Annotated in this window: 22 protein-coding genes; 9 read left to right on the top strand and 13 right to left on the bottom strand. The window is 69.4% G+C overall.

Annotated features, from left to right (window positions below; all coding sequences use genetic code 11):
• Nucleotides 1-103: 103 nt before the first annotated feature.
• The gene (locus FB560_RS02120) at nt 104-1033 is read right to left on the bottom strand and encodes a phosphate/phosphite/phosphonate ABC transporter substrate-binding protein (protein ID WP_141870850.1); all 930 of its coding nucleotides are present in this window, start codon (nt 1031-1033) and stop codon (nt 104-106) included.
• A 170-nt stretch (nt 1034-1203) separates the two neighbouring features.
• Here FB560_RS02120 and FB560_RS02115 point away from each other — a divergent pair, with 170 nt between their 5' ends.
• Together FB560_RS02115 and FB560_RS02110 are read left to right on the top strand one after the other, a co-directional pair.
• On the top strand, nt 1204-1947 hold the full coding sequence (locus FB560_RS02115; RefSeq protein ID WP_229673329.1) for a GntR family transcriptional regulator: 744 nt from the start codon (nt 1204-1206) through the stop codon (nt 1945-1947).
• 251 nt (nt 1948-2198) lie between these two features.
• Nucleotides 2199-2684 (top strand): YfbM family protein, encoded by a 486-nt coding sequence (locus tag FB560_RS02110; protein ID WP_170198022.1) that lies wholly within the window; start codon nt 2199-2201, stop codon nt 2682-2684.
• Nucleotides 2685-2895: 211 nt separating this feature from the next.
• On the opposite strand, the gene FB560_RS02105 is transcribed toward FB560_RS02110, so the two are convergent.
• Complete coding sequence (locus FB560_RS02105; protein WP_141870848.1) at nt 2896-4458, bottom strand: HNH endonuclease signature motif containing protein; 1563 nt, start codon at nt 4456-4458, stop codon at nt 2896-2898.
• A gap of 218 nt (nt 4459-4676) precedes the next feature.
• On the bottom strand, nt 4677-5546 hold the full coding sequence (locus FB560_RS02100; RefSeq protein WP_141870847.1) for an EamA family transporter: 870 nt from the start codon (nt 5544-5546) through the stop codon (nt 4677-4679).
• A 287-nt stretch (nt 5547-5833) separates the two neighbouring features.
• Here FB560_RS02100 and FB560_RS02095 point away from each other — a divergent pair, with 287 nt between their 5' ends.
• The 3 genes from FB560_RS02095 to FB560_RS02085 all read left to right on the top strand — a co-directional run bounded on the left by FB560_RS02095 (nt 5834) and on the right by FB560_RS02085 (nt 9309).
• Nucleotides 5834-7117, top strand: coding sequence for a M18 family aminopeptidase (locus FB560_RS02095; RefSeq protein WP_141870846.1), 1284 nt, complete (start codon nt 5834-5836; stop codon nt 7115-7117).
• Nucleotides 7118-7276: 159 nt separating this feature from the next.
• Nucleotides 7277-8719, top strand: a complete 1443-nt coding sequence (locus tag FB560_RS02090) for a purine-cytosine permease family protein (protein ID WP_141870845.1) — start codon at nt 7277-7279, stop codon at nt 8717-8719.
• The gene (locus FB560_RS02085) at nt 8716-9309 is read left to right on the top strand and encodes a cysteine hydrolase family protein (RefSeq protein WP_229673420.1); all 594 of its coding nucleotides are present in this window, start codon (nt 8716-8718) and stop codon (nt 9307-9309) included. Before FB560_RS02090 ends, FB560_RS02085 begins: the two co-directional genes overlap by 4 nt.
• A gap of 14 nt (nt 9310-9323) precedes the next feature.
• On the opposite strand, the gene FB560_RS02080 is transcribed toward FB560_RS02085, so the two are convergent.
• The gene (locus FB560_RS02080; RefSeq protein ID WP_141870843.1) at nt 9324-10034 is read right to left on the bottom strand and encodes an MBL fold metallo-hydrolase; all 711 of its coding nucleotides are present in this window, start codon (nt 10032-10034) and stop codon (nt 9324-9326) included.
• An 81-nt stretch (nt 10035-10115) separates the two neighbouring features.
• On the opposite strand from FB560_RS02080, the gene FB560_RS02075 reads away from it, so the two are divergent.
• Nucleotides 10116-10640, top strand: a complete 525-nt coding sequence (locus FB560_RS02075) for a TetR/AcrR family transcriptional regulator (RefSeq protein WP_141870842.1) — start codon at nt 10116-10118, stop codon at nt 10638-10640.
• A 136-nt stretch (nt 10641-10776) separates the two neighbouring features.
• Here the strand turns inward: FB560_RS02075 and FB560_RS02070 are convergent, their stop codons facing one another.
• From FB560_RS02070 to FB560_RS02030, 9 genes are all read right to left on the bottom strand, one after another.
• Nucleotides 10777-12525 (bottom strand): ABC transporter ATP-binding protein, encoded by a 1749-nt coding sequence (locus tag FB560_RS02070; protein WP_170197989.1) that lies wholly within the window; start codon nt 12523-12525, stop codon nt 10777-10779.
• A complete protein-coding gene (locus tag FB560_RS02065) occupies nt 12518-14098 on the bottom strand; it encodes an ABC transporter transmembrane domain-containing protein (RefSeq protein ID WP_141870840.1) in 1581 nt (526 codons plus the stop codon). Before FB560_RS02065 ends, FB560_RS02070 begins: the two co-directional genes overlap by 8 nt.
• Nucleotides 14095-14937, bottom strand: a complete 843-nt coding sequence (locus tag FB560_RS02060; protein WP_141870839.1) for an ABC transporter ATP-binding protein — start codon at nt 14935-14937, stop codon at nt 14095-14097. The genes FB560_RS02065 and FB560_RS02060 overlap by 4 nt, the downstream gene beginning before the upstream one ends.
• 26 nt (nt 14938-14963) lie before the next feature.
• The gene (locus FB560_RS02055; RefSeq protein ID WP_229673422.1) at nt 14964-16058 is read right to left on the bottom strand and encodes a FecCD family ABC transporter permease; all 1095 of its coding nucleotides are present in this window, start codon (nt 16056-16058) and stop codon (nt 14964-14966) included.
• Entirely contained in the window at nt 16055-17155 is a 1101-nt protein-coding gene (locus FB560_RS02050) for a FecCD family ABC transporter permease (protein WP_141870838.1), read from the bottom strand. Before FB560_RS02050 ends, FB560_RS02055 begins: the two co-directional genes overlap by 4 nt.
• 4 nt (nt 17156-17159) lie before the next feature.
• The gene (locus FB560_RS02045) at nt 17160-18035 is read right to left on the bottom strand and encodes a siderophore-interacting protein (RefSeq protein ID WP_141870837.1); all 876 of its coding nucleotides are present in this window, start codon (nt 18033-18035) and stop codon (nt 17160-17162) included.
• Nucleotides 18035-19051 carry an ABC transporter substrate-binding protein gene (locus tag FB560_RS02040; RefSeq protein ID WP_141870836.1) on the bottom strand — a complete coding sequence of 339 codons (1017 nt, stop codon included), beginning with the start codon at nt 19049-19051 and terminating at the stop codon, nt 18035-18037. The genes FB560_RS02045 and FB560_RS02040 overlap by 1 nt, the downstream gene beginning before the upstream one ends.
• Nucleotides 19052-19183: 132 nt before the next feature.
• Complete coding sequence (locus FB560_RS02035) at nt 19184-19984, bottom strand: helix-turn-helix domain-containing protein (RefSeq protein ID WP_141870835.1); 801 nt, start codon at nt 19982-19984, stop codon at nt 19184-19186.
• Nucleotides 19981-20664, bottom strand: coding sequence for a TetR/AcrR family transcriptional regulator (locus tag FB560_RS02030; RefSeq protein WP_141870834.1), 684 nt, complete (start codon nt 20662-20664; stop codon nt 19981-19983). Before FB560_RS02030 ends, FB560_RS02035 begins: the two co-directional genes overlap by 4 nt.
• 131 nt (nt 20665-20795) lie before the next feature.
• Between FB560_RS02030 and FB560_RS02025 the strand changes: the two genes are divergently transcribed.
• The 3 genes from FB560_RS02025 to FB560_RS02015 are packed head-to-tail and all read left to right on the top strand — an operon-like array spanning nt 20796 to nt 25131.
• Nucleotides 20796-22646, top strand: a complete 1851-nt coding sequence (locus tag FB560_RS02025) for an ABC transporter ATP-binding protein (RefSeq protein WP_141870833.1) — start codon at nt 20796-20798, stop codon at nt 22644-22646.
• Nucleotides 22643-24388: an ABC transporter ATP-binding protein gene (locus FB560_RS02020; RefSeq protein ID WP_141870832.1), complete on the top strand. Its 1746-nt coding sequence runs from the start codon at nt 22643-22645 to the stop codon at nt 24386-24388. Before FB560_RS02025 ends, FB560_RS02020 begins: the two co-directional genes overlap by 4 nt.
• Nucleotides 24388-25131, top strand: a complete 744-nt coding sequence (locus FB560_RS02015) for a siderophore-interacting protein (RefSeq protein WP_141870831.1) — start codon at nt 24388-24390, stop codon at nt 25129-25131. Before FB560_RS02020 ends, FB560_RS02015 begins: the two co-directional genes overlap by 1 nt.
• The last annotated feature ends 1 nt before the right edge of the window (nt 25132 follow it).

Here is a 25132-nt window from a genome sequence, read left to right as displayed (position 1 = left end):
ATGTGGGTGTCGCCCTTCGTCCCGCCGCACCCGCCCAGGGCCGGAGGTTCCCGGTTCCTGAGCGAGCGCAGCGAGACGAAGGGCGCGACGGGCGGTCAGGCGGTCAGGCCTTGCACTGCTCCGCTTCGGTTTCCTTGCAGATGTCGCGGATCAGGTCGTAGTACGCGTCATCCACGGGCTTCGTGGCGTAGAAGACGCTGCGGAAGGCGTCGGTGTCCGCACCGTCGATGCCGGCGGCGATGATGTCGTCGATCGTGATCTCGGACAGACCGTCGATGAGCTTCTTCGAGACGTCATCCGGAAGGGTCGACGAGTAGACCAGCGGTGCACCGGGGACCATCGTCTCGGCGATGACCTTCACCTTGTCGGACTTCTCGACCTCGGAGTCCTCCGCGAAGCCGACCTCGCACTCGACGCCTTCGCCGACCTTCTGCACGCTCACGTCGTGCTTGCCCGCGAAGACCGGGGTGATATCGGTCTTGGGGTCGATGCCCGCCTCGAGCAGGTTGTACGACGGGAACAGGTAGCCCGAGGTCGACGACGGGTCGACGAAGCAGACCTTCTTGCCCTTGAAGTCGTCGATGCTCGAGATGTCACTGTCGACCGGGACGATCGCCTGCGAGAAGTACCCGGGCTCCTGACCCTCCTCCGTGACGATCGAGGAGATCGGGGTGAGCTTGGCGCCGTTGTTGGTGGCGGTCACGTAGGTGAAGCCGGAGAACGAGGCGACGTCGACCTTGCCGGCGACGGCGGCCTCGATCAGCGCGGCGTAGTCCGTGGACTCGTGGTAATCGACGGTCTTGCCGGTGATCTCGGCGATGTAGTCCATGAGCGGCTGGTAGTTGGTCTCGGTGTCGACCGAGTCGGGCACGACACCGAAGACGAGAGTGTTCTCGTCGACGGCGAATCCGCTGCCGGCAGACGTCTCGTCAGCGCCGGGGGTGCCGGTCGCCTCGGCCGAACCGGAGCAGGCGGCGAGACCGAGCGCGAGTGCCGCGACACCGACGAGGGCGGGGAGAGCACGAAGCTTCATGAGGACCTTTCAGGGGTGGGAGGGGTGATCCACGGAAGACTCTCTCAGCCCGAGCGCAGAGAAATATACCTATCTCGGAAGAGTTCAGTCCGCGTTCACCGAGCATTTCCCTGGGTGAACTCTGCACGAATGCCGGCGGGCGCGCGGACATGGTCAAGTAATGTACCTATGTGACCGAAGCTGTGTACACCCAGATCGCCGAGGAGCTGCGCGCGCAGATCGCCGCCGGCGCTTTGCGCCCTGGAGACGACGTGCCGACCGAGGCGGAGCTCGCCGCGCGGTGGAGCACATCGCGGGGGCCGATCCGCAACGCCCTGGCCGCCCTGCGCGGCGAGGGCCTCATAGAGACGAGTCGTGGGCGCCCGGCGCGCGTGGTCGCCCGCAAGGCGAATCAGGCCGTCGACGTCTCGGTGCCGTTCACGCGGTGGGCGCGGGATCTGGGCGTCACGCCCGGCGCGCAGACACAGGAGCTGAGCCTGCGCCGAGCGGGCGCCCACGCGGCAGCACTGGGCGTGGAGGCGGATGACACGATCGTGAGCGTCGTGCGCCTCCGGTTGCTCGACGGGCGGCCGACGATGCTGGAGCGACTGTTCTACACCGAGGCTGCAGGGCGACGGCTGTTCGAGGTCGATCTCGACGAGGTGTCGATCACCGAGCACCTCGCCTCACAGGGGCATCCGATCGTGGGGCTGCAGCACGTGATCGACGCCGTGGCGGCGGATGACCAGGATGCTGCGCTGCTGCGCGTGCCGCAGGGCACGCCGATCCTGCGGCTCAGCCGCACCTCCCGCGATGCGGAGGGACGGATCTTCGAGGCGTCTGAGGATCGGTACCTCAGCGAGGTCGTGCGGTTCACGGTCGCCGCATCCGGCATCTCGACCGACGGTCACTACATGCGCGCGGTGGGCGGGTAGGCGCGCTCGATGCGGTCGGGCGTGAGCGTGAGCGGGCGGGAGGCGGCTGGGCGCGGGCGTGAGCGGCTGGGCGCGGGCGTGAGCGGGCGGGCGTCGGCGCAAGTCGGCGGGGCACGGGCGTGAGCGGCTGGGCATGCTTGAGGCGTTCCGGTCGTACGCGGATGCCGTTTCTCCACAGCTGGCGCGTCGGCGTGGGCTCCTCGACGTAGAGTCGAAGGACTCGATACGCATTCGGAGGGACTCTGATGGGGATGCGCGCCGCCTACACACTCGTGGATGAACTGACGCTCGACCGACTGGTGTCGTTGGCACCCGAGGTGCTCGTGTCGACGCTGGAGGATCTCGAATCGGGCGGCTCTCCCACGGTCTATCTCGACAAGATGTGGGACGGCCTGCACTTCCTGCTGACCGGTGTCTCGGCCGCTTCCCCGCGCGATGATGATCCCCTGAGCGAGTCGGTCGTGGGCGTGCATGTCTTCGGCGGCGAGGACTTCGTGGGTTGCACCGAGAACGACGAGCTGCAGACGATCATCGAGGCGCTGGATTCGCTGGATCGCGACGAGGTGATCGGTGCCGCCGACTTCACGGCGTTCGCGAAGGCCGGAATCTATCCGAACATCTGGGACGACGACCCCGAGATCCTTCGCCGTGAGCTCACCGATGCGTGGGACGCCGTGGCGTCCGTGCACCGCAGAGCAGCCGATGAGGGTCACCACCTGGTGATCAGCATCTTCTGACACAACGAACCACTCCCCCACTCACGCGAGGACCTCGCTGGCGGGGCCGCATGTGCCACCCCTGGACGTCGCGCTCCTGCACGCAGCGCCTCTGCGTTCAGATCCACTGCACGTGCACTGCTGCATTCAGATCCCCTGCACGCGCGCTCCACTCGCACCCGCCGAGCTTTCAGCTCTGCACTCACATGCACTGCACTCACATGCACTGCGCTCACACCCGCTGCACGTCCCGCCTGCGCCCGACGGCAGCCGACCCGGGGAGCGGTGGTCGTGGTGTGCGCCAGCGTCGTGCGGGGTCCCACCACGCGGGTCCGCGGACGGTGGGCGTGCCGTTGTCCATGCGGATCTCCCACCCCGAGGTTTCCAGGGTGCGGTGGTGGTGCCAGCACAGGGTGACGCCGTTGTCGGTATGCGTCGGCCCGCCGCGGGAGTGTTCCTGCACGTGGTGGATCTCGCACCAGGCTGCGGGGACGTGACATCCCGGGATCAGGCACTCCGTGTCGCGGAGGGTGATCGCACGGCGTTGGTGGGTGGTGAAGATGCGGTCGGTGTTCCCGATGCCGATGATGCGGCCTTCGGGGTCGAACAGCACCCGTTGGATCGTCCCGCCGCAGGCGGTGTGGCGGGCGGCGGCGATCGTGGTGGGAGTGTCGATCCCGTCGATGTGCGCCCACCCGCGCCCGGTCGCATAGTCCTGCGCCGCGACGGACACGATCAGCGTCGGCGCCGCCCCACCCAGTTTCGGCATCTCCTCATGCCGGGCCGCGATCCCGAGCATCGCCGCGAACGCATCATGCTGCTTCTGCGCACGCGACCGCGGGTCAACCTGCCCACCCGGATCCCCCGACGGCAACACACCACCATCCCGATCCGCCTGGTCCTGCGCGTCACGGGCGTCGTGGGCATCCGGGGAACCCTGCCCCTGTCGGGTGTCACACCCCTCACCCTCTTCGGACAGCACGAACCGCACCCCCAGTACCGGGGACCCGTCCACCTTCGGGTTCAGATACGCATCCCAGATGCGCTGCAACTGCCCCGCCGTCTCCGGCAACAAGTCCCCATGGATCGGGATGAGCCCGTTCCTCACCCGCCCGAGAATCACTCCACGGCCGCGCATCGCGATCTCCTCCGCCGGCTCCGCCCCATCCGGGTCGAGATACGTCAGGATCACGCGGGCGAACACTCGGAGGTCCTCCGGCGTCACCACCGGTGCGGCATCAGCAGATTCCACAGCACCGCCCGCCTCGCCCTCATCGTCGGCAACGTCGACGCCGCGCGCCAATCGAGCGAGCTGCGCATCCGCGTGCCGCCGTGCCTCATCCGGGATCCGGCCCTTTGCCTTCTCGATAGGCCCGGTCGCCGCGAGCAAGCCGGCGATACCGATCGAGCCGTCGAGTAGTGCCTCTCTCAAGGCGGGCCAGCGCGCGGGCTGCATCCCGCCCGACGAGATGCTGATCTCACGGCGGATCGCCTTCGAGGCCTGGATCACACGGGTCGCGCCGGCTGCGTCGACCTGCAGCACTCGCTGCAGAAGCTCCTGCATCGTGCGGCATCCGAACAAGCCGCAGAACGCCGGATCACCCGCCCCCGCCGACCGAGCGGGCACCGAGGCCACGGTCTCTACCGCGATGGCATCGGCCGTGCGTTGCACCTCTCCCACGAGCCGCAGCAACTGCATCTTGGCGTCGTCGGACAGCGTTTCGAAGGAGTACGCGCCGAGCACCTGTTTCAGGTCGCTGACGACCTGCTCCAGGAACTCCTCGGCGTTCTTCATACCGCTCATTCAACTCGGGGCCACCGACATTGGCCGACTGTTTACCCCAGGTCAAGAGCAATATTCCAGCATACTCTCCGCGCGCTTCCCCTCCACGGAGGTATGCGAGACGGACTTCTCCACAGGCATCGAAGATTCCGGACGAACGCGGACATGCGCCCCGCGAGAAGGGTCCACAGTCGTCTGCATGCACCTCGAGACAGCGCCCTCTTCCCGCCTCACACCGCCAGCAGCACGATCCCCCCGACCACGACGAGCGACGCCGCGATCCGCCATCCCGGCCGCGACTCCCGCAGCACGAACACCCCGAACAAGCTCACGAGCACGACGCTCACCTCACGCAGCGGCGCCACGAGCGCGACCGGTGCGATCTGGATCGCCGTCAGCACGAGGATGTACGACAGCGGAGAGAGGACCCCGAAAGCGACGATGCGACGCCACTGCGCGCGCCCCAACGCCCAGACCGCCTGCCATCGGCGACGCACCGCCACCGAGTAGAAGGGCACCTGCAGCAGCGTCGTGCCGACCATGAAGGCGACCGGGGACAGGTTCCACGTGCGGATGACATGCGCATCCCAGATCGTGTAGATCGCGATCATCACACCGGTCAGCAACCCGAAGACGAGTCCGAGGTCGACCCCGCGTCGCACGCCGGCCACACCGCGCCCACGGTCGACAAATCCGATCGCGACCACGCCAGCGATCACCGCGGCGACGCCGACGAGCGCGAGCGGCGAGGGCCGCTCCCCCAGCACGACCATCGCGATGATGACCGACAGGAAGGGGCCGGTGCCGCGAGCGGTGGCGTAGACGGTCGAGAGGTTCCCCTCCTGATACCCGCGCTGCAGCACTGCCATGTATCCGACGTGCAACAGCGCCGAGACGCTCACTCCGAGTGCGAAGGATCCGAGGTCGTCCGTCCCGAGACCTCCGGTGAAAGGGACGGCTCCCATCCACACCACGGTGCTGCCGACGGCACCCCACCACAGGAATGGTGCGCCTGCACGACTGACCCCGTGGGCGACGATGTTCCACGCAGCGTGCGACACGGCGGCGCCGATCACCAGCAAGAAGGCGAGGGGGGACATGACGAGACCCTTCCGTCCGGCGCGGGCGCGACGAACAGGGTCCTCCGGGCTTTTGTCCTGTCAGATGACGGCTCCCCTGCGGAGGGGAACCGTGGCGCCGCTCGGACCAGACGGGCGCGAACCCCGGAACCCTAGGCGCTATCGCGTTCACGTTAACCCCACCGGATGAACGGCCGGCAAACAACGCACCTCTCGACCCCGGTGGGCCCCCTCGAAGCGCCGCGGGCGAGGACCACGTCGCCACCGCGACTACGCTCGAAGCACGCCCGTCTTCAGGAAGGCACAACATGCCCGTCACCCCGGTCGCCCTCTCTCACGCCGAGGATCTCGCCGACTTCATCGCCGCCTCGCCGTCGAGCTACCACGCCGCTGCCGAGGTCGCTCGCCGCCTCGAAGCCATCGGCTTCACGCGTCTGAACGAGGAGGATGCCTGGCCGTCTCAGCCCGGCGGACGTTACGTGGTCGTGCGCGATGGTGCGGCGATCGCCTGGGTCGTCCCCACCGACGCCGCCGCGACCGCGCCCGCGCAGATCTTCGGCGCACACACCGACTCCCCCGGTTTCAAGCTCAAGCCGCAGCCCACGACCGGAACACGTGGATGGCTGCAGGCAGCCGTCGAAGTGTACGGCGGCCCGCTGCTGAACTCCTGGCTCGACCGGGAGCTGCGCCTCGCCGGACGCCTGGCCCTCGCCGACGGCCGGGTCGTGCTCGCCGCCACCGGGGCGCTGCTGCGACTGCCTCAGCTCGCGATCCATCTCGACCGCTCCGCGAACTCCGGGCTCGCGCTCGACAAGCAGGTCGAGACGCAGCCCGTGTGGGGCCTCGGGGATCCGACCCAGGCCGACATCCTCGCCGAGCTCGCACGCTCGGCCGACGTCGCGGCATCCGATATCCGCGGCTACGACGTCCTGATCGCCGACACGGCACGCGGCGCCGTGTTCGGCAAGGACGACGCGTTCTTCGCCGCAGGGCGACTCGATGACCTCGCTTCTGTGCACGCCGGACTCGTCGCCCTCGAGACGTACGACCCGGCCGCCGGGGCTCCGATCGCCGTGCTCGCCGCCTTCGATCACGAAGAGCTCGGGTCGGCATCCCGCTCGGGCGCCGCTGGCCCGTTCCTCGAAGACGTCCTCGAGCGCGTCTACGCCGAGCTCGGCGCCGACTCCTCCGCACGACGCCAGGCCTATGCCTCGTCGTGGTGCCTCTCCAGCGACGTCGGGCACTCGGTGCACCCCAACTATGTCGCCAAGCACGACCCGGTCGTCCAGCCGGTGCTCGGCTCCGGACCCATCCTCAAGCTCAACGCCAACCAGCGCTACGCGACGGATGCCGTCGGCAGCGCGTCCTGGCAGGCATGGTGCGAGCGCGCCGGGGTGCGCACGCAGGAGTTCGTGTCGAACAACGCGGTCCCGTGCGGATCGACGATCGGCCCGATCACGGCCACGCGTCTCGGCATCCGCACGGTCGACGTGGGCATCCCGATCCTCTCGATGCACTCCGCACGGGAGCTCGCCGGTGTCTCCGACCTGCACGACCTGACCCGCACGGCACAGGCGTTCTTCGCAGGCTGACCCGCAACGCACACGGGCAGCGGAGGCGAGCAACCGGAGTGGGAGCCCGGGCGGCTCCGACCGAAGCACCGGACCGCACGCCGACACTGCCCACGATCCACCGGTGATTTCTGGCGCCTCACGCGCCGCAGAGGCCCCCGGCAGTGCCAGGATGTTGCCATGACGGACATCAAGCCGGCTCTGATCGAGCGCGTCGGCATCGAGATCATCCCTGAATCCGACCGCACCGCGAAGCCGCGCGACCTCTTCTGGCCGTGGTTCGCGGCGAACGTGTCGGTGTTCGGCATGTCGTACGGGTCCTTCGTGCTGGGCTTCGGCATCTCGTTCTGGCAGGCGACCATCGTGTCCGTCATCGGCATCGTGGTGTCGTTCCTGCTGTGCGGACTGATCGCCATCGCCGGCAAACGCGGTTCCGCACCGACCATGGTCCTGTCGCGCGCCGCATTCGGCGTGCACGGGCAGAAAGTGCCGGGCATCGTCTCCTGGCTGACCTCGATCGGATGGGAGACCTTCCTCGCGATCCTCGCCGTGCTCGCCACCGCGACCGTCATCACGCAGCTCGGCGGCGACGGAGACAGCATCGCCCTGAAGATCATCGCAACCGTGATCGTCGCGGCCCTCATCGTCGCGGCCTCCGTGCTCGGATATCACACGATCATGAAGCTGCAGTCGGTGCTCACCTGGGTCACCGGTGTCGTCACGGTGCTGTACATCATCCTCGCCGCGCCGAGCATCGACATCGCGGCCGTCCTGGCACGGCCGAACGGCGGCATCGGTCAGGTCATCGGCGCCCTCGTCATGGTGATGACCGGCTTCGGTCTCGGGTGGATCAACATCGCCGCCGACTGGTCCCGCTACCAGAAGCGCACCGCGTCCGACGGAGCGATCGTCGCGTGGAACACGATCGGCGGGTCGGTCGCCCCGATCATCCTGGTCGTGTTCGGTCTGCTGCTCGCCGGCTCCAACGAAGACCTCTTCAACGCGGTGCAGGCCGACCCTGTCGGTGCCCTCGCGACCATCCTGCCGGTGTGGGTGCTCGTGCCCTTCCTGCTGACCGCCGTGCTCGCACTGGTCTCCGGCGCGGTTCTGGGCATCTACTCCTCGGGCCTGACGCTGCTCAGCCTCGGCATCCGCATCCCCCGGCCCTCCGCGGCCGCGATCGACGGCGTCATCCTCACGATCGGCACGATCTTCGTCGTGTTCTTCGCGACGGACTTCCTCGGCCCGTTCCAGAGCTTCCTGATCACCCTCGGCGTCCCGCTCGCGTCGTGGGCCGGCATCCTGATCGCCGACATCCTGCGCCGCAAGAAGGACTACGACGACGACGCGCTGTTCGACGCCAACGGCCGCTACGGCGCCTGGGACTGGACCTCGATCGGCACCATGGTCATCACCAGCGTGATCGGCTGGGGCCTGGTCGTGAACAACTTCGCCGAGGATGCGGCGTGGAACAACTGGCAGGGCTACCTGCTGTTCCTGATCGGCGGCAAGGACGGCGAATGGGCCTACGCGAACCTCGGCGTCTTCTTCGCACTCGTGCTGTCGTTCCTCGTGACCTACTTCGCCCGGGCGGGGAAGATCCGTCGGCAGGAGCGGGCGTGACGGTTCCTTCGACGAGTTCGGGGATCCGAGAAGAGCAGGCGCCGGATGCCGCCTGGCTGATCGTGATCGACCCGCAGGCGATCTTCGCGTCGCCCGACTCCGCGTGGGGCTCTCCATTCTTCGCCGAGGCGATGCCGCGCATCCGGGAGCTGGCGGCATCCTTCGGCCAGCGCGTGCTCGTGACGCGCTGGATGCCGACCGCCGACCGCTCGACCTCGTGGGGTGACTACTTCGCCGCCTGGCCCTTCGCCGACCAGCCGCCGAGCGACGCGCTGTTCGCCCTCGTGCCCGAGGCCGCAGAGCTGTCCGAGCATCCGACACTGGACCTGCCGACCTTCGGCAAGTGGGGTGCCGAGATCGAGGCGATCGTCGGACGCGGCGCGCACGTCGTGCTCACCGGGGTCTCCACCGACTGCTGCGTGATCTCGACCGCCCTGGCGGCCGCGGATGCCGGCGCGCACGTGACCGTCGCCACGGATGCGTGCGCGGGGTCGACGGCGGAGAACCATGCGGCAGCCATGCAGGTCATGGGCCTCTACCCGCCGCAGATCACGATCAGCGACTCGGCGACGGTGCTCGCCACCCGCTGAGCGGCGTACTCCGCTCAGCCCGCCGCGCGCACGGCCGCGGCGATGTCGGCGGGTGATCCGTGCCAGGGCGCCCCGTGCCCTGGCAGCACCCACGATGCCGATACTCCGGCCAACCGGTCGAGCGATGCCAGCGCCTCGTCCGGTTCGTCCGTGAACGGCGCGGGCTGTGCTCCGGTCCGTCCGGTGAGCACATGCCGCGTGGTGAGCGCGTCACCCACGAACACCGCGTCGGCGGCGGGCACGTGCACCGCGATGCTTCCCGGGGAGTGGCCAGGCATCCCGATCACGACCGGCGCTCCGGGCAGATCGAGCACGGTCCCGTCCGTCACCTCCGTCACCGAGGTCACGTGGTGGGTGCGCAGGGCGTTCTTGCGGATGCCGTAGGCGAAGAAGCCGAGCGTCGGGCCCAGGCGCGCGGGTCCCATCGGGGTCTTGGGCTTCTCCCCTGTGCGCACCCGATGGGCGTCCGCGGCGTGGATGAACACCGGGACCCCGGCCTCTTTGCGCAGGCGCTCCGCGAAGCCGATATGGTCGCCGTCGCCGTGGGTCAACACGAGTCCACGGATGTCGGACAGCGGACGTCCGATCTCCTCGAGCTCGCGCTGCAGATCGTGCCAGTGACCCGGCAGGCCGGCGTCGATCAGGGTGATGCCGTCCGGCAGGTCGACCAGGTAGGAGGCAACGATGTCGTTGCCGAGCCGGTGCAGATGCGGTGCGAGCTTCATGGCGGATCCTCTCAGGATGATTGCGATGGCTACGTTACGTAGCTATCATGGCTATTGTCAATAGCCTTCGAGGAGCACCGCATGCCGACACCCGAACGCACATCCACCGCAGCGATCGTCGCGGCAGGGCGCGAGATCCTCGAGGCCACCGGCCCCGCCGGACTCACGATGCAGGCGGTAGCCGACCGCGTCGGCGTGCGCGCACCCTCGCTGTACAAGCGCGTGCGCGACCGCGATGCCCTGCATGCCGCCGTCGCCACGGCATCCATCGACGCACTCACCGCCCGGCTCGAGGCGGCGGGCGATGACCTCACCGACCTGGCGCACACCTACCGGTCCTTCGCGCAGGACCATCCGGAAGGCTTCCGGATCATGTTCACGGCGGCCTCCCCGCACGATGCCCTCGAACGCTCGGCGGCACCGCTCATCCGCGCGGCATCCGCTCTGGTCGGCGAAGAGGAGGCGCTCGATGCCGCGCGCCTCTTCACGGCGTGGGCGACCGGGTTCCTGCAGATGGAGCTCTCCGGTGCCTTCCGTCTCGGCGGCGACGTCGACCGCGCCTTCGACTACGGGCTGCAGCGCCTCATCGCCGGGCTGACACGCTGAAACCGGAGGCGCGACGAGGCGAGAGATCACGGAGGCGGTGACACTCTACGGAGGGATTCCCGTCACGCACGCCGCGATCCGTCACGAACTCCGCGATCCGTCAGCCGGCGACGACTCCATCAACCGCGACCGCCGCTCACCACCTGGTCCAGGCGGCCCACAGCTCGGCATACGGCCCCGGCATCGCGGCGAGTCCTTCGTGCGTGCCGGACTGCACGACCCGGCCGTCGCGCATCACGAGGATCCGGTCCGCCGTGACGGCCTGGCTCAGCCGGTGGGCGATCACGACACCCGTCCGCGCACCGATCGCGGCGAGCGCCGCCCCGTCGAGCAACGCGGCGTCTACCGACCCGGCTTCGGCCGTGGCCTCGTCGAGGATCACGACCGATGCCTCCGACAGGGCGACCCGCACGAGGGCCAGATGCTGCGCCTGCCCCGGAGTGAGCGGATGCCCCGCCTCGCCGATCACAGTGTCGAGACCGTCGGGCAGGCGCAGAATCCAGCCGGCGCCGACCTGCTCGATCGCGAGCTGGAGGCGGTCATCATCCGCGTCGCTGAACAGGCACAGGTCGTCACGCACCGTACCGGCGAACACGTGCGGTTCCTGGCTCAGCATCGCCACGGTGTCGCGCAGGTCGTGCGGATGCCAGTCCTCGATGCCGACCCCGTCGTGCCGCACGAGCCCCTCCTGCACGGGCAGCGCCCCGGCGAGCACGCGGGCGAGCGTGGTCTTGCCCGCCCCACTGGCACCTACCACCGCGATCTTCTCCCCCGGCGCGGCCGACAGCGACACCGCGTCGAGGTCGCGCTGCGCCGGTCGGTGGCTGAAGCCGAGACCGTGCACGTCGATCGCCCCACGCCGAGGCGTCGCGACATGCTCCCGCTCCTGCGGCGAGGGCATCCCGATCACTCCGAACAGGCGGGCGAGGCTCGCCCCGGCATCCTGCAGATCGTCGATGCGGAACAGCAAGGTCCCCATCGGGCCGAACAGCCCGAGGAAGTACAGGGCGGCCGCCGACGCGGCTCCCAGCTCGACGTCGCCCCGGGTCACGAGTACATAGCCGACCATCAGGACGGCGGCGAGACCGAGCAGTTCGGCGGCGTTGAGGAACACGTTGAAGTCGTTGCGCACCTGCGTCGCCCGCACTTCGAGCGCGATGCCCTCCTCGCTCGCCTCGGCGATGCGCTCCAGGTGCTTCTCCTCGGTGCGAAGTGCCAGCACCGTGTCGACACCCCGCACGGCCTCGATCGTCCGCTGGCTGCGTTCAGCCACGACGACCCGGTGCGCACGGTAGACCGGGGCGGATCGACGCAGGAACCACCGGAGCGAGAAGGACTGCAGCGGCGCCGCGACCAGCGCCGCGACCGCGAACCGCCAGTCCAGCAGCCCCATCCCGGCGAGGCTCAGGGCGATGCCGAAGAGCGCGGTGAGGAACGCGGGCAGCGCCTCTTCGACGACCTGCCCGACCGCGCGGACGTCTCCCGAGAGTCGCGCCACGAGATCTCCGGTGCCCGCCGCCTCGATCCGCGCGGTCGGCTGAGCGAGCGCAGTGCGGAACGCCGATTCGCGCACTTCGCGGACCGTCGCCTGTCCGAGTCGGGCGAGGAGCACACGTCCGCCCCAGGTGAGCAGAGCGCCGAGGGTGAGGGAGCCGGCGAGGGCGAGCCCGGAGCCGAGCAGGGATCCCCCGCCGGCGACGATGTCGTCGACCATCCGACCGATGATCCATGGAGCCGCCAGCGCCGCGCCGACCCCCGCGCAGAGGGTGAGCAGGGCGAGCACCACCAGACCGCGGCGACGGCGCAGGGTCGCCAGAAGACCGCGGACCGTGTCGCGGCGCGAGGCGATCGGCAGCTTCAGGCCCGTCGCGTGGACGTCAGTCACGAGTCGCCTCCCGCAGATCGTGCACCCGGTGGCAGGCAGAGAGCAGCGATGGGCGATCGGTAAGCAGCAGGATCGTGCGTCCCTCCTCGGCGAGCCCCGCCGCGACCTGCGCCTCGGTGATGGGGTCGATCGCCGTGGTCGGCTCATGCAGCACGATCAGCCGCTGCGGCTGATGCAGCGCCCTGGCGAGCAGCAGCCGCTGTCGCTGCCCGCCGGACAGCCGGAGCCCGCGCTCGCCCACGCGCTCATCGAGTCCTGCGGGCAGTCGCCGCACGACCTCGTCGAAGGCGGATGCCGTCAGGTGCGCGTCCTCGATCGTCTCGGCGATGTTCTCGGCCGCCGTCCCGCTGAACACGGCCGCGTCGTGCAGCGGTGCGAACACCGTGGCGCGCAGCCCCTCACGCCCCAGGTGCACGGCGTCGATGTCGTCGACGAGCAGTTCACCCGGCACGGCCTCCCGCCGTCCGCCGAACAGGTGCGCGAGGTCGACGATGTGCTCGGGGTCGGCCCGGATGCCGGTGACCTCGCCGTGCGCGATGTCGAGCCGCCGCCCTCCGACGCGCACGCGCGCCACGATCCCTTCCGCGGAGAGGGTGGGGATCACGGCTGCTGCCGCAACTCCGGCTCCTGCCGCCTCGGTCGCGAACTCCGCGATGCGGGTCGCCGAGCCGTGCTTCGCCGCGATCTGCGCGGGCAGATAGCCGAGCGACTGCAGCGGACCGCGGATCGTCTGGGCGAGTCCCATCGCGGTGACGAAGCCCCCGACCGTGATCGCGCCCTCGAGCGCGAGCCAGCCGCCGAGCACGGCGACACCGGTGAAGGCGAGGCCGCTGACCAGCAGGTTCAGGGCGGTCAGCCCGGCCGCCGCCTTCTCGGCGCGGTAGGCGGCGTCGGCGGCGACCGTGCTCTCGGCGACATAGCGATCGGCCGCGCGCGAGGCACCGCCGAGGGCGCCGAGCACCCGGATGCCGGTTGCGAAGTCGGTGCTGACTGCATCCAGTCGCGCGGCGTGACGCTGCGCCTCGTAGCCGCGCCGACGCAGGCCGCCGCTGACCGCGTGCACCACGAGCGCCTGCGCGAGCGTGCCGATCACGACTGCGAGGGCGAGCGGCCAGGCGATCAGCAGCAGCGTGATGCAGGCGACCAGAACGGCGGTCGCCGCGGCCGCCTGTTCGGCGATGACCCAGAAGAACCCGGCCGTCTCCCCGGCATCCGACGACGAGATCGTGAGCACCTCTCCGGCCGGACGACGCGTGCGCCGACGCAGAGCGAGTCCGAGCACGCTCTGGCGCAGCGCATGCTCGCCCTGCGCATAGACCCGCGTCCCCGCCCGGTCGCCCAGCTGCCAGGCGACGATGAGCACCGCGAACACCACCACCAGGAACGCCAGAGCCCACGCGAGCGCGACCGGATCCCCCGGTGCGATGGCACGATCGATCACGACGCCGACCGCGACCGGCACCATCACCTCGGCGAGCTGGTGGCCGCAGAAGCCCACGATCGACAACGCGGCCCTGGCGCGGCGGCCCGCACCCCAGACGCCTTCGCGGAACACCCCGCCGGCGGTCGTCACGGGAGCGTCGCCGAGCCCAGCGGCACGACCAGCGGGCTCCCCGCGACGGGATCCACGATCACCAGGCACTCCAGTCCGAAGACCTCCTGCACGAGCTCGGCCGTCACGATCTCGCGCGGCGCGCCCTCGGCGACGACCTGGCCGTCCTTCATCGCGATGATATGCGTGGCGTAGCGGGCGGCGTGGTTCAGGTCGTGCAACACAGCAACGAGCGTACGGCCTTCGTGGTGCAGACGCCGGAACAGCTCGAGCAGCTCGATCTGGTGCGCGATGTCGAGGAAGGTCGTCGGCTCGTCGAGCAGCACGATCGGCGTCTCCTGCGCGAGCGCCATCGCCACCCACACGCGCTGGCGCTGACCTCCGGAGAGCTCATCGACCAGGCGGGTCGACAACGCGGTCGTGTTGGTCGCGGCGAGCGCATCGGCCACGGCGCGGGCATCCTCCGCCGACCACTGCTTGATGAGCTTCTGATGCGGATAGCGTCCGCGCGAGACCAGGTCGGCGACGACGATGCCGTCGGGGGCGAGCGAGGTCTGCGGTAGGAGCCCGACCTCACGCGCGAGGGCCTTGGCCGGCATCCCCGCGATGGATCGGCCGTCGAGCAGCACCTCACCGTGCGCGGGCTTGAGCAGTCGGGCAAGACTGCGCAGAAGCGTCGACTTGCCGCACGCGTTGGGGCCGACGATCACTGTGAACGAACCGTCGGGAATGCGCACGTCGAGCCCTTCGGAGATGACCCGGCGGTCGTAGCCGATCGTGACATCCGCGGCGTGCAGCCGGGTGGGCTCAGGAGCGGCGGATGCGGGAGCGGAGGATGCAGGAAGAGCGGATGCGGTCATGGCGGGCGGTTCCTTGGACGAGGCGGTCATCGGCGTCGGGTCTCGCGGATCAGGAGCCAGACGAAGTAGAGGCCACCGACCGACACCGTCACGATGCCGACGGGGAGCTGGAGCGGTGCGAACAAGCGCTGGGCGAGGAAGTCGCTGAGCACCAGCAGCAGAGCGCCCGTGATGCCGGCGGCGACGAGGCCCACTCCGGCGGAGCGGGTCAGGCGGCGGGCGATCTGCGGAGCGACCAGCGCGATGAACGCGATGGGTCCGGCCGCCGCGGTGACGAGGGCGACCAGCGCGACGCCGAGCACGATCGTGGCGAAACGGATGCCGGTGGGCCGTGATCCGAGCGACCCCGCCGCGTCGTCGCCGAGCTCCAGCACGCGCAGCGCCGGCGAGAGGGCGAGCACGGACGGCACCAGCACCGCGAGCACGACCACCACGGGCACGAGCTGGTCGACCGAGACGCCGTTGAGCGAGCCACTCCCCCACACGCCGGCGGTGAGCTGCTGCTCCGGGGACGCCTTCAGCATCAGATAGGTGTTCAGCGCCGCCAGCAGAGCCGAGACGCCGATGCCGACGATGATGAGGCGGAAGCCCTGCACCCCGCGCCGGTACGCGAGCACGAAGACGACGAGCGCGGTGACGATGCCGCCCGCCAGCGCTCCGACGGCGACGGCGTAGTAGCCGCCACCGGTCACGAGCAGCACGACCAGTGCCCCCGTGTACGAACCGGAGGAGAACCCGATGATGTCGGGAGAGCCGAGCGGGTTGCGGGTGAGCGACTGGAAGATCGCCCCCGACATGCCCAGCGCGATGCCGAACAGGGCGGCGAGGAGCGCTCGCGGCATCCGCCACTCCCGCACGACCAGCACGGTGCCGCCGTCAGCCGTGCCGAGCAGACCGCCGATCACCTCGCCGATCGGGATGTCGTAGGTGCCGGTCGAGATCGACAGGATCACCCCGGCGATCGTGACGACGGCGAGCACGAGTGTCACGAGGATCGCGCGCAGCGAGGCGGCACCCGACCATCGCGGCCGCTGGAGTTCCACGCGACGGTAGCCGAAGTCGACGGCCGAGGATGCCCGGGCGACCGCGACGATCGGAGAGGTCGAGGAAGTCGAGGTCACAGCGTGCTCACCTTTCTCCGGCGCGCGAGGATGATCAGCACGGGAGCTCCGACGAAGGCGGTCACGATGCCCACCTCGAGCTCCTGGGGCGCGAGGATGACGCGACCCACGACATCGGATGCGAGCAGCAGCAGTGCGGCACCGACCGCCGAGAACGGGATGATCCAGCGCTGATCCGGTCCCGTGAACCAGCGCACGACGTGCGGCACCATGAGCCCCACGAAGCCGATGGGACCGGCCGCCGCCGTCGCCGCCCCCGCGAGCAGGGTCACAGCGATGATGACCAGCACGCGCGTGCGCATCACGTTCGCCCCCAGGGAGCGCGCGACATCGTCGCCGAGCGAGATCGCATTGAGCGGGCGTCCGGCGATCGCACCGATCAGCAGTCCGATCACGATGGGGATCGCGACGGTCGCGAGCGTCGACCATCCGCGTCCGGCGAGCGAGCCGGCGCTCCAGCGCAGCATGTCGTCGAAGGACGTGGGATGGAGCATGGTGATCGCCGAGGCGAAGCCGCCGAGCACCGCGCCGACCGCGATACCCACGAGCGTGAGCCGCACCGGGGTCGCGCCCGCTGCGCCGATCGACCCGAGCGCGTAGACGATCACGGTGACGACCACGGCACCGAAGAACGCGAACCACATGTACTGCGAGATCGCGGTGATGCCGAACAGGCCGATCGCGACCACGACCGCCACATTCGCTCCCGCCCCCACTCCGAGGATGCCGGTGTCGGCGAGCGGGTTGCGCGTGAGCGCCTGGATCAGCGCGCCGGCGACACCCAGGGCGGCGCCGACGAGCAGCGCGAGACCGGCCCGTGGCAGGCGCATCTCGTGGACGATGTACGAGGTCTCGCCGCCGTCCGCATGCCAGAGCGCCTCCCAGATCTCCGCGAACGCGATGCCGCGGGCGCCGACCCACAGACTCAGCAGGAAGACACCGGCGAGCAGCACGGCAGCACCCCCGAGGAACAGCGTGCGCGTCAGCGCGACGCGCGGAGGTCGCGCCGACGCGTCGTCGGCGCCCGTGTCGGCGGAGATCGCATCGGCGGCGGAGGCGGATGTTGCCGCGGAGGCAGCGGTGTCGGTGACGGTCATGCGATCAGAGTCCGAGCTGCGCGAGGCGGGCGTCGTAGCGGTCGCGGAGCACCTCGTGGTCGGCATCCGTCGATTCCCAGATGGCCTGGAGTCCGGCCACCGTCTCGTCGTCGAGGCTGTCGTAGCGTTCCAGCCACTCCTCCTGACGCTCGCGCCAGTAGCCGATCACGGCGTAGCGATCGGCGGAGAGTCCGCGTTCGTGCCGCAGATACCGGCGCGCGTCCCTGAGCTCGCCGGCTTCCCCGGCGACCCAGACGTAGGACTGATCCGTGATCGGCAACGCCCGGAGCACCTCTGTGATCGCGCTTGGACCGACGCCGTTGCCGCGCCCGACGATCCAGCGCACCGAGAGCGATCCGTCGCCGATCTCCAGGCGATGCGAATCCTCCGCGACCTCGACGGCGGCGACCGCGCGCACCCCGGCGGGGAGCTGTTCGCTCAGTCGCGCAAGTGCGGGGAGGCCCGTGGCGTCCGTCACGAAGATCTGCTCGACAGCGCCGGCTGGTGGCTCGTAGAGACCCCGCGGATCACCGAAGGCGACCCGATCCCCCGGCTGCGCGCCCGCCGCCCAGGTGCCGGCGCGACCGTGGCCGTGCACGACCAGGTCGATGTCGACCTCCCCGGTCACCGCATCGTGTCGACGGATCGTGTACGGCTCGACGTGATCGTCGACGCCCTCCGGGTAGTGCCAGACGCCCTCGTCATCGACGCGGGGCAGATGCAGCACGCCATCCGATGCAGGGAAGTGCACGCGCACGAACTCATCACCGATTCCGGTGGTGCGGAACTCCTCCAGTCCCGCACCACCGAAGGTGACGCGCACCATGCCCGGCGTCAGCCGGGTGGTGCGCCTCACCTCTGCGACATGCAAGGCGTTCATCAGCCCTGCGCGTCGACCTTCGCCTGCACCTGGGCGAGCAGATCCTCGAGGTCGTCGAGGTTCTCCAGCGCCCAGCCGAAGGAGCCCGTCGGCGACAGCGGGATGTAGTCGAAGACCATGTCGTTCTGCACGGCGGGCAGGTTCTGCCAGATCGTGTTGGTGTCGAGCGCCGCGCGGCCCTCGTCGGTGCCGGGCATCACGAACACGGCATCCGCATTGGAGAGCCGGTCCAGGTTCTCGTAGGAGAACCAGTTCGGGAACTTCGCCTCGTTGACCTCGTCGTCCGCCTGCTCGCGGAAGGTCGCGCCGAGATCGCGCAGGATCGGGGTCGAGAAGTGCGTGTCGGCGTACGTGCCCCATTCGTCGGCCACGGGGACGAACACCGTGACCGCCTGATCGGCGAGGATGTCGGCGTACTCCTCCTTGATCGCGTCGCGGCGGGCGTCGTACTCGTCGATGAGCGGCTGCAGCTCGTCCTCCTTGTCGAGGATCTCGGCGAGGTCGGTCGCACGCGTGCGCCAGCTCTCGCCGTCACGCGCCTCGAAGGTGATGATCGGGGCGACCTTCTCGAGCTCCGCACGCAGCGGGTCGTCCATCGGCAGGAAGTCGCTGGTCGCGATGATGAGGTCGGGGTCGGCCTTGGCCACCGCTTCGAGGTTGAGCTCGTAGTACTCGCCGATCGACTCGGCACCGGACTCGGCCACCGCGGCGGAGTACTGGGTGGGGATGGCCATCCCCTCCGTGTCTGTGAAGTAGCTGTTCACGACGCCGACCGGCATGATGCCGAGGTCGACCAGCGCGGCGGGGGTGTAGAAGTCGATCGACACGATGCGCTCGATCTTCTCGGGCAGCTCGACCGTGCCGAACGCGTTCTCGTAGACGCGGGTCGCGCTCGCGGTGTCGCCGTCGGCCGGGGTGCCGCAGGCGGCGAGCGCGAACACGGCGGTGGAGGCGGTGAGGATGCCGACGAGACGGCGCGCTCTGCGGTTCGGGTGCGCGGAGGCGAAGAGGGACATGGGACTCCTGTGATTCGCAGCGAAAACGCCGGGCGAGATGACCGCCCGGCGTTGGTAAGGGTTGCCTGACCTAAGCTAACTGATCACCCATGCTGAAGAGGGGACGACTTGTACCGGTTTCGGTACACCGCGTCAGTCGCTCGTGGGTCGATCCGCCCGGGATCCCCGCACGTACTCGGCCGGGGTCTGCCCGGTGAGCGATCGGAAATGGCCGATGAAGGTCGAGGGGTTGCGGTACCCGACCCGGCGGGCGACCGACACGATCGAGCGGCCGTGCGTAAGCTCGCGGATCGCCAGCTGCAACCGGGCGAGGATGCGCCACTGTGTGAAGGACATGCCGGTCTCGGCCTCGAACTGCCTGGCGAGGGTGCGCCCGTGCAGGCCGCACTCGTAGGCCCAATCCGCGGTCGTGCGCTTGTCTCCCGGATCCGCGAGGATCGCGCTCGCGACCATATGCAGGTGCGGGCTGCGCGGCATCACGAGCTCGAACGACTCCCGCGGCGCCGGCACGAGCAGGTCGAGGATCACGCGCTGCAGCCGGCGTCGCGCGGCCTCATCCAGCGTGCCCTGCAGATTGTGGTCGAGCAGCACGCGCAGCGGCTCGGTCATCGCGACTCCGGTGACGATTCCCGGCATCGCCTCGGTGTGCGGTCCCCCTCCGAGGAAGTAGGTCGCCCGCACGCGAGCACCACGTTCCGCGGACGCCTGATGAGCGACGCGCGACGGCACCCACACCGCGAGCGCCGGCGGGATCGCCCACACCCGTCCCTCCGCCTCGAGCCGCGCCATCCCCCCGGCCGACCACAGGAGTTCGTGCTCGTCGTGCACGTGCTCCGGCCAGACGATCGGATCGTCGACGTCGTATTCGAACGTGGTGAGCAGATAGCCGGGCGGCACCCGCGGCGCGTCGGCGTCGAGAGCCGCGGCACTCACGTGGTGCGCCGATCGAGCCGGTGCCGCACCCCGTCGATCACGAGATCCACCTTGTCGAGCCACCAGGAGCTCGGCGCTCCCGGCTCGCCCATCGCGTAGCGCATCGCATCGAGGTACTCCCTCGAGACAACCGGGTCGCCGAGCACCTCGCCGGCCTCGGCCATCCGCTCGAGCACCCGCTCGCTGTAACTGCCCCCTTCTGCGGTCGGCCGATGCAGCGCCTCGAGCGTCAGGTAGGAATCCGCCGTCATGTCGCCGATCGTGTCGACGATGAGCGCCGCCTCGCGCAGCTCGAAGCCGAGACGGGCCGTCAGATGCTCCACGACCAGGTACGACTGCGTCACGAGCTCAGCGGGCACGGTCGACATCAGCCGCAGACGCTGCGCGAGTCCCGGGTTTGCGCGGAACATCGCCCACATCGCCCGGGCACAGGCGCGCAGGTATTCTGCCCAGTCGTCGTCGGGCTCCGGCCAGTCCCCCCGAGTGATGGCGACAGCGGCGGCACCGTCGAGCATGTCCTCCACGCCGCCGATGTGCCGGTAGAGCGTGGACTGATCGACGCCGAGATGCGCGGCGACCGAAGTGGTGGTCGCGCGGTCGAGGCCGAGCTCGAGGACGGCGTCGAGGATGGCCTCCCGGGAGGTGAGCGGAGGGCGTCCTCGGCGGGGTCGATCGGCCATCGCCCCATCGTACCGATCGGCCAAGATCTCCCTCGGAAACACCATCCACTAAGGCTAGCCTTGCCTAAAAGGATCTCCACGGTATACGCTCGACCTGTTTTGCAATAGATGATTGCAAAAGAGAGGTCCCGATGCCAGATACTGTCGAGCGCGCCGCTGCGAAGAGCGCGCGTCGCACCGCCAAAGAACGACAGCGCCTCGCGGACCGGCAGATCCTCGGTCCTGTCGCCTCCCGCCTCACCATCGCGAGCATCATCGTCGCGATCGCCTCCCTCTGCGCGGTGGTGCCGTTCATCCTGATCGCCGAGGTCTGCCGTGAACTGCTCGCCACGACGCCCGACTGGAACCGCGTCTGGACGCTGCTTCTCACGGCCCTCGGCATCCTGGGCGTCCGCGGTCTGCTGCAGTCGGGCGCGATGCTCTGGTCGCACCTGATCGACGCCGAGCACCAGTACACGCTGCGCCAGCTGCTGGCCGCGAAGCTCTCACGCGTCCCTCTGGGCTGGTTCACCGAGCGCAGCTCCGGCGAGGTCAAGAAGCTGCTGCAGAACGACGTCGACGCGCTGCACTACCTCGTCGCGCACGCCAGACTCGAGTTCGTCGGCGCCCTCACGCTACCGCTCGCGACCTTCGTCTACCTGCTGCTGGTCGACTGGCGCCTCGGACTCCTGCTGCTCGTGCCGATCGCACTGTACGGCTTCGTGATGTCGCGCATCATGGGCCCCGGATACGCCGCGAAGCTCACGACCTTCGAGTCCTGGCGGAGCAGGGTCAGCGAGACCACGATCGAGTTCGTCGACGGCATCCAGGTCGTGCGCGCGTTCGGCCAACCCCGCAAGGGACACCACCGCTACCAGGAGGCGATCGACGGCTACGCCACCTTCTTCACCGCCTGGGTCGGTCCGATCACCCGTCTGGAGGGGATCGGCAGCCAACTGCTGAACCCGGTCGTCGTGCTGCTGCTCGTACTCCTCGCCGCGCTCGGCCTGATCGGCGGTGACGCCATGGAGCCCTCGGCTCTGGTGCCCTTCATCCTGCTCGGGCTCGGTATCGGCAGCACAGTGCTCACGTTCGGCTACGGCCTCCAAGCCCTTCGGCAGGCGTCGTCGGCATCCGTCCGACTGCTCGATCTGGTCGAGACCCCCGAGCTGGTGGATCCGGCCGAGGGCCCGGTGCCGGTATCCGGACTCGTGCGCTTCGAGAACGTGACGTTCGGCTACCGGGAGGGCCACCCTGTGCTCCACGGCGTCGATCTGGAGCTGCACCCCGGCACGATCACGGCACTGGTGGGACCGAGCGGATCGGGCAAGTCGACACTCGCCCGCCTGGTCCCCCGGTTCTACGACGTGACCGGCGGGCGCATCACGCTGGATGGAGACGACATCCGCTCGCTGCGGTCGGCGGACCTCTACCGTGCTGTCGGATTCGTGCTGCAGGATGTGCAGTTGATCGCCGAAACAGTGCGCGAGAACCTGCTGCTCGCACGGCCCGACGCAGATGACGCCGCACTGGAGCGGGTGTGCCGAGCGGCGCAGATCCACGAGCGCATCCTCGAACTCCCCCGCGGCTATGACTCCGAGATCGGCAGGGATGCCCGGCTCTCCGGCGGAGAGGCGCAGCGCCTCTCAATCGCCCGCGCGCTGCTCGCCGATGCGCCGGTGCTCGTCCTCGACGAGGCGACGGCGTTCGCTGATCCGGAGTCCGAAGCGGCGATCCAGGACGCGCTGGCCGTACTGGTCGCCGATCGGACCGTGCTGGTGATCGCACATCGCCTGCACACCATCATCGACGTGGATCAGATCGTCGTGCTCGACGACGGGCGCATCGTCGAACGCGGCACCCCCGACGAGCTCCGCTCCGCTGACGGACTCTTCTCTCGCCTCTGGGCCGCGAACGAACGCGCCCTCACCGAGGTCGACCGGCTTGAACGGACCGCGGAGACCGCATCCGTACCTACTCAGAACCTGGAGGTGCGCGCATGATCTGCAAGGTGCTGCGCCTGGTGCCCGATCCCTACCGCGGGATGATCCCGCTCTACCTCGCCGCGATCGTGGTGTTCGCGCTCGCGCAGTCCACCGCGTACGTGCTGCTCATGCCGTTGCTGGAAGCGCTGTTCCGCGGCGACCTCGGCGCGGCCTGGGGCTGGACGGCCGGCGTGGCCGGCGCCGTCATCGTGGTCTTCGTCTGCGGATACCGACAGTCGGTGCTGGGTCTGCGCATCGGCACGGGCATGATGCACTCGCTGCAGACGCGACTCGGCGACCACATCGCGACCCTGCCGCTGGGGTGGTTCGGCACTGCCACGGCCGGACGGGTCTCACGCCTCATCAGCAGCAGCGTGAAGGATGCGATGGGGGTGTTCGCCCACCTGCTGAGCCCGCTCCTGACCGGCGTGCTGGTACCGGCGGGGGTCGCTGTCGGAATGTTGTTCCTCGATGCCCGGGTCTCGCTCGCGATGCTCGTGAGCGCCCCGTTGCTGTACCTCGTGAACCGTTGGGGCCAGGGTCTGTACTCGCGTGCCGAGACGAACGCGCACACCGCGGCCGAGGAGTCGAACTCCCGAGTGATCGAGTTCGCCCAGGCTCAACCCGTGCTGCGTGCCTTCGGCGCCGCGACCACAGGGAACCGCGGCCTGCAGAACGCGCTCACGGCGCAGCGGCGGGTCGGACGCGGACTCGTCTACGCTTCCGTGCCCGGCCTCGTCGTCTTCTCCTTCCTGGTGCAGCTCACGTTCATCGTGCTGGCGTACCTCGTGGTCTCGTTCGCCTCGGGCGGCACGCTCTCGGCCCCGGCCGCGATCGCCCTGATCGCGGTGAGCTCGCGCTTCATCGATCCGCTGAACCAGGCGGCCGAGCTGTCCACCGCGGTGCGCGGTGCCGCCAACGCGGCCGACCGCATCACCGAGCTGCTCGACACTCCGCCCCTGCCCGAATCGGACAGCCCGCTACAGCCGGCAGACGCGGGGGTCCGCTTCGACGACGTCCGCTTCGCCTACGACACCGGAGAGCCCGTGATCGATGGCGTCTCCTTCACGGTGCCGGCGGGCACGACGACCGCGCTGGTCGGCCCGAGCGGCAGCGGCAAGACCACGCTCCTGCGTCTCGCCTCGCGCTTCTACGACGTCGACCACGGCCGGATCGAGGTCGGCGGCCACGCCATCTCGGCGTACTCTTCGACCACTCTGATGGAGCAGTTCTCCCTCGTGTTCCAGGACGTCTACCTGTTCCACCAGTCGATCGCCGAGAACGTGCGGATCGGGCGGCCCGATGCCTCCGCAGACGATCTCGCCCGTGCGGCAGAGGTCGCCCGCGTCGACGAGATCGTCGACCGGCTCCCCGACGGCTGGGATACGAACGTCGGCGAAGGCGGCACCTCGCTGTCCGGCGGCGAGCGCCAGCGCGTCTCGATCGCCCGTGCACTGCTGAAGGATGCCCCCATCGTGCTGCTCGACGAGGCCACCAGCGCGCTCGACCCGCAGAACGAGGCGGCAGTCGTCCGCGGCATCCACGAACTCACGCGCGACAAGACCGTCATGGTGGTCGCGCATCGCCTGTCCACGATCCAGCACGCCGATCAGATCCTGTTCCTCGACCAGGGTCGCATCGTCGAGCGCGGCACGCACGATGAGCTGCTCGCCGCCGACGGTCGCTACGCCGACTTCTGGAACGAGCGCTCCCGGGCGTCGGGTTGGCACCTCGTGCCCGCCGGAGAGGGCGCACGCTGATGGCCGCCAACTGGCAGCGCGGAATGATGCGCCTGATGCGCATCGCGAATCATCCGACCGAGGTCGTGGAGGTCCGCGACTTCACCCCCTGGTACCGGCGCATCGTGTTCCGCGCACCGAGCCTGACATCATCCCTCGACGTGTTCCCCACGCTCTGGCTGCGCCTGTGGGTGCCGCATCCGGCAAAGGGCGAGGGCTTCCTCGTGCAGCGCGGATACACGTTCGTGCACGTGGATGCCGCCGCGCAGACGTTCAGCCTCGACTTCGTGCTGCACGAAGTCTCCGGACCAGCCGGGGACTGGGCGAAGCGCGCGGCCGTCGGCGACCGACTCGAGGTCGCGTTGACACCCGCGCGCATCGACATCCCCGCGGGGACGACGACCCTGGTACTCGCGGGAGACGCGACGGCCCTGCCCGCCATCAACACCTGGCTCGAGGCCGTGCCGGCGGAGATCGAGACGCGGGTGTTCCTGGAGGAGGAGCACCCCGACCGCGAGGGGCTGCCCCGAGTCGAGCGCGAACGAGGCACCTGGGAATGGGTGGTGCGGGAGGGCGACCGCGGCACCGCTCTCGCCCGCGCCATCCGCTCATCCGTCACGGCGCAGGACGGGCTCTACGCGTGGGGCGCCGGCGAGAAGACACTCGTCAAGAACGTGCGCGGCGTCCTCCGCGAGCATCTCGGCCTCGACCGGGGCCACCATTTCACGCAGTTCTACTGGATCGAAGGGAAGGCCACGGGCTGAG

It is taken from the genome of Microbacterium saperdae (assembly GCF_006716345.1).
In the GTDB taxonomy this organism is placed as follows: Bacteria; Actinomycetota; Actinomycetes; order Actinomycetales; family Microbacteriaceae; genus Microbacterium; species Microbacterium saperdae.
Note: the sequence above shows the minus strand (reverse complement) of the source record. Positions and strands in the feature narration are given on the sequence as shown.

Bases quoted from the DNA above. Each gene is read 5' to 3' on its own strand.
- FB560_RS02120 (WP_141870850.1), bottom strand. From the start codon at position 1,033: ATGAAGCTTCGTGCTCTCCCCGCCCTCGTCGGTGTCGCGGCACTCGCG.
- FB560_RS02110 (WP_170198022.1), top strand. From the start codon at position 2,199: ATGCGCGCCGCCTACACACTCGTGGATGAACTGACGCTCGACCGACTG.
- FB560_RS02105 (WP_141870848.1), bottom strand. From the start codon at position 4,458: ATGAAGAACGCCGAGGAGTTCCTGGAGCAGGTCGTCAGCGACCTGAAA.
- FB560_RS02100 (WP_141870847.1), bottom strand. From the start codon at position 5,546: ATGTCCCCCCTCGCCTTCTTGCTGGTGATCGGCGCCGCCGTGTCGCAC.
- FB560_RS02095 (WP_141870846.1), top strand. From the start codon at position 5,834: ATGCCCGTCACCCCGGTCGCCCTCTCTCACGCCGAGGATCTCGCCGAC.
- FB560_RS02090 (WP_141870845.1), top strand. From the start codon at position 7,277: ATGACGGACATCAAGCCGGCTCTGATCGAGCGCGTCGGCATCGAGATC.
- FB560_RS02080 (WP_141870843.1), bottom strand. From the start codon at position 10,034: ATGAAGCTCGCACCGCATCTGCACCGGCTCGGCAACGACATCGTTGCC.
- FB560_RS02075 (WP_141870842.1), top strand. From the start codon at position 10,116: ATGCCGACACCCGAACGCACATCCACCGCAGCGATCGTCGCGGCAGGG.
- FB560_RS02060 (WP_141870839.1), bottom strand. From the start codon at position 14,937: ATGACCGCATCCGCTCTTCCTGCATCCTCCGCTCCCGCATCCGCCGCT.
- FB560_RS02050 (WP_141870838.1), bottom strand. From the start codon at position 17,155: ATGACCGTCACCGACACCGCTGCCTCCGCGGCAACATCCGCCTCCGCC.
- FB560_RS02045 (WP_141870837.1), bottom strand. From the start codon at position 18,035: ATGAACGCCTTGCATGTCGCAGAGGTGAGGCGCACCACCCGGCTGACG.
- FB560_RS02040 (WP_141870836.1), bottom strand. From the start codon at position 19,051: ATGTCCCTCTTCGCCTCCGCGCACCCGAACCGCAGAGCGCGCCGTCTC.
- FB560_RS02030 (WP_141870834.1), bottom strand. From the start codon at position 20,664: ATGGCCGATCGACCCCGCCGAGGACGCCCTCCGCTCACCTCCCGGGAG.
- FB560_RS02025 (WP_141870833.1), top strand. From the start codon at position 20,796: ATGCCAGATACTGTCGAGCGCGCCGCTGCGAAGAGCGCGCGTCGCACC.
- FB560_RS02020 (WP_141870832.1), top strand. From the start codon at position 22,643: ATGATCTGCAAGGTGCTGCGCCTGGTGCCCGATCCCTACCGCGGGATG.
- FB560_RS02015 (WP_141870831.1), top strand. From the start codon at position 24,388: ATGGCCGCCAACTGGCAGCGCGGAATGATGCGCCTGATGCGCATCGCG.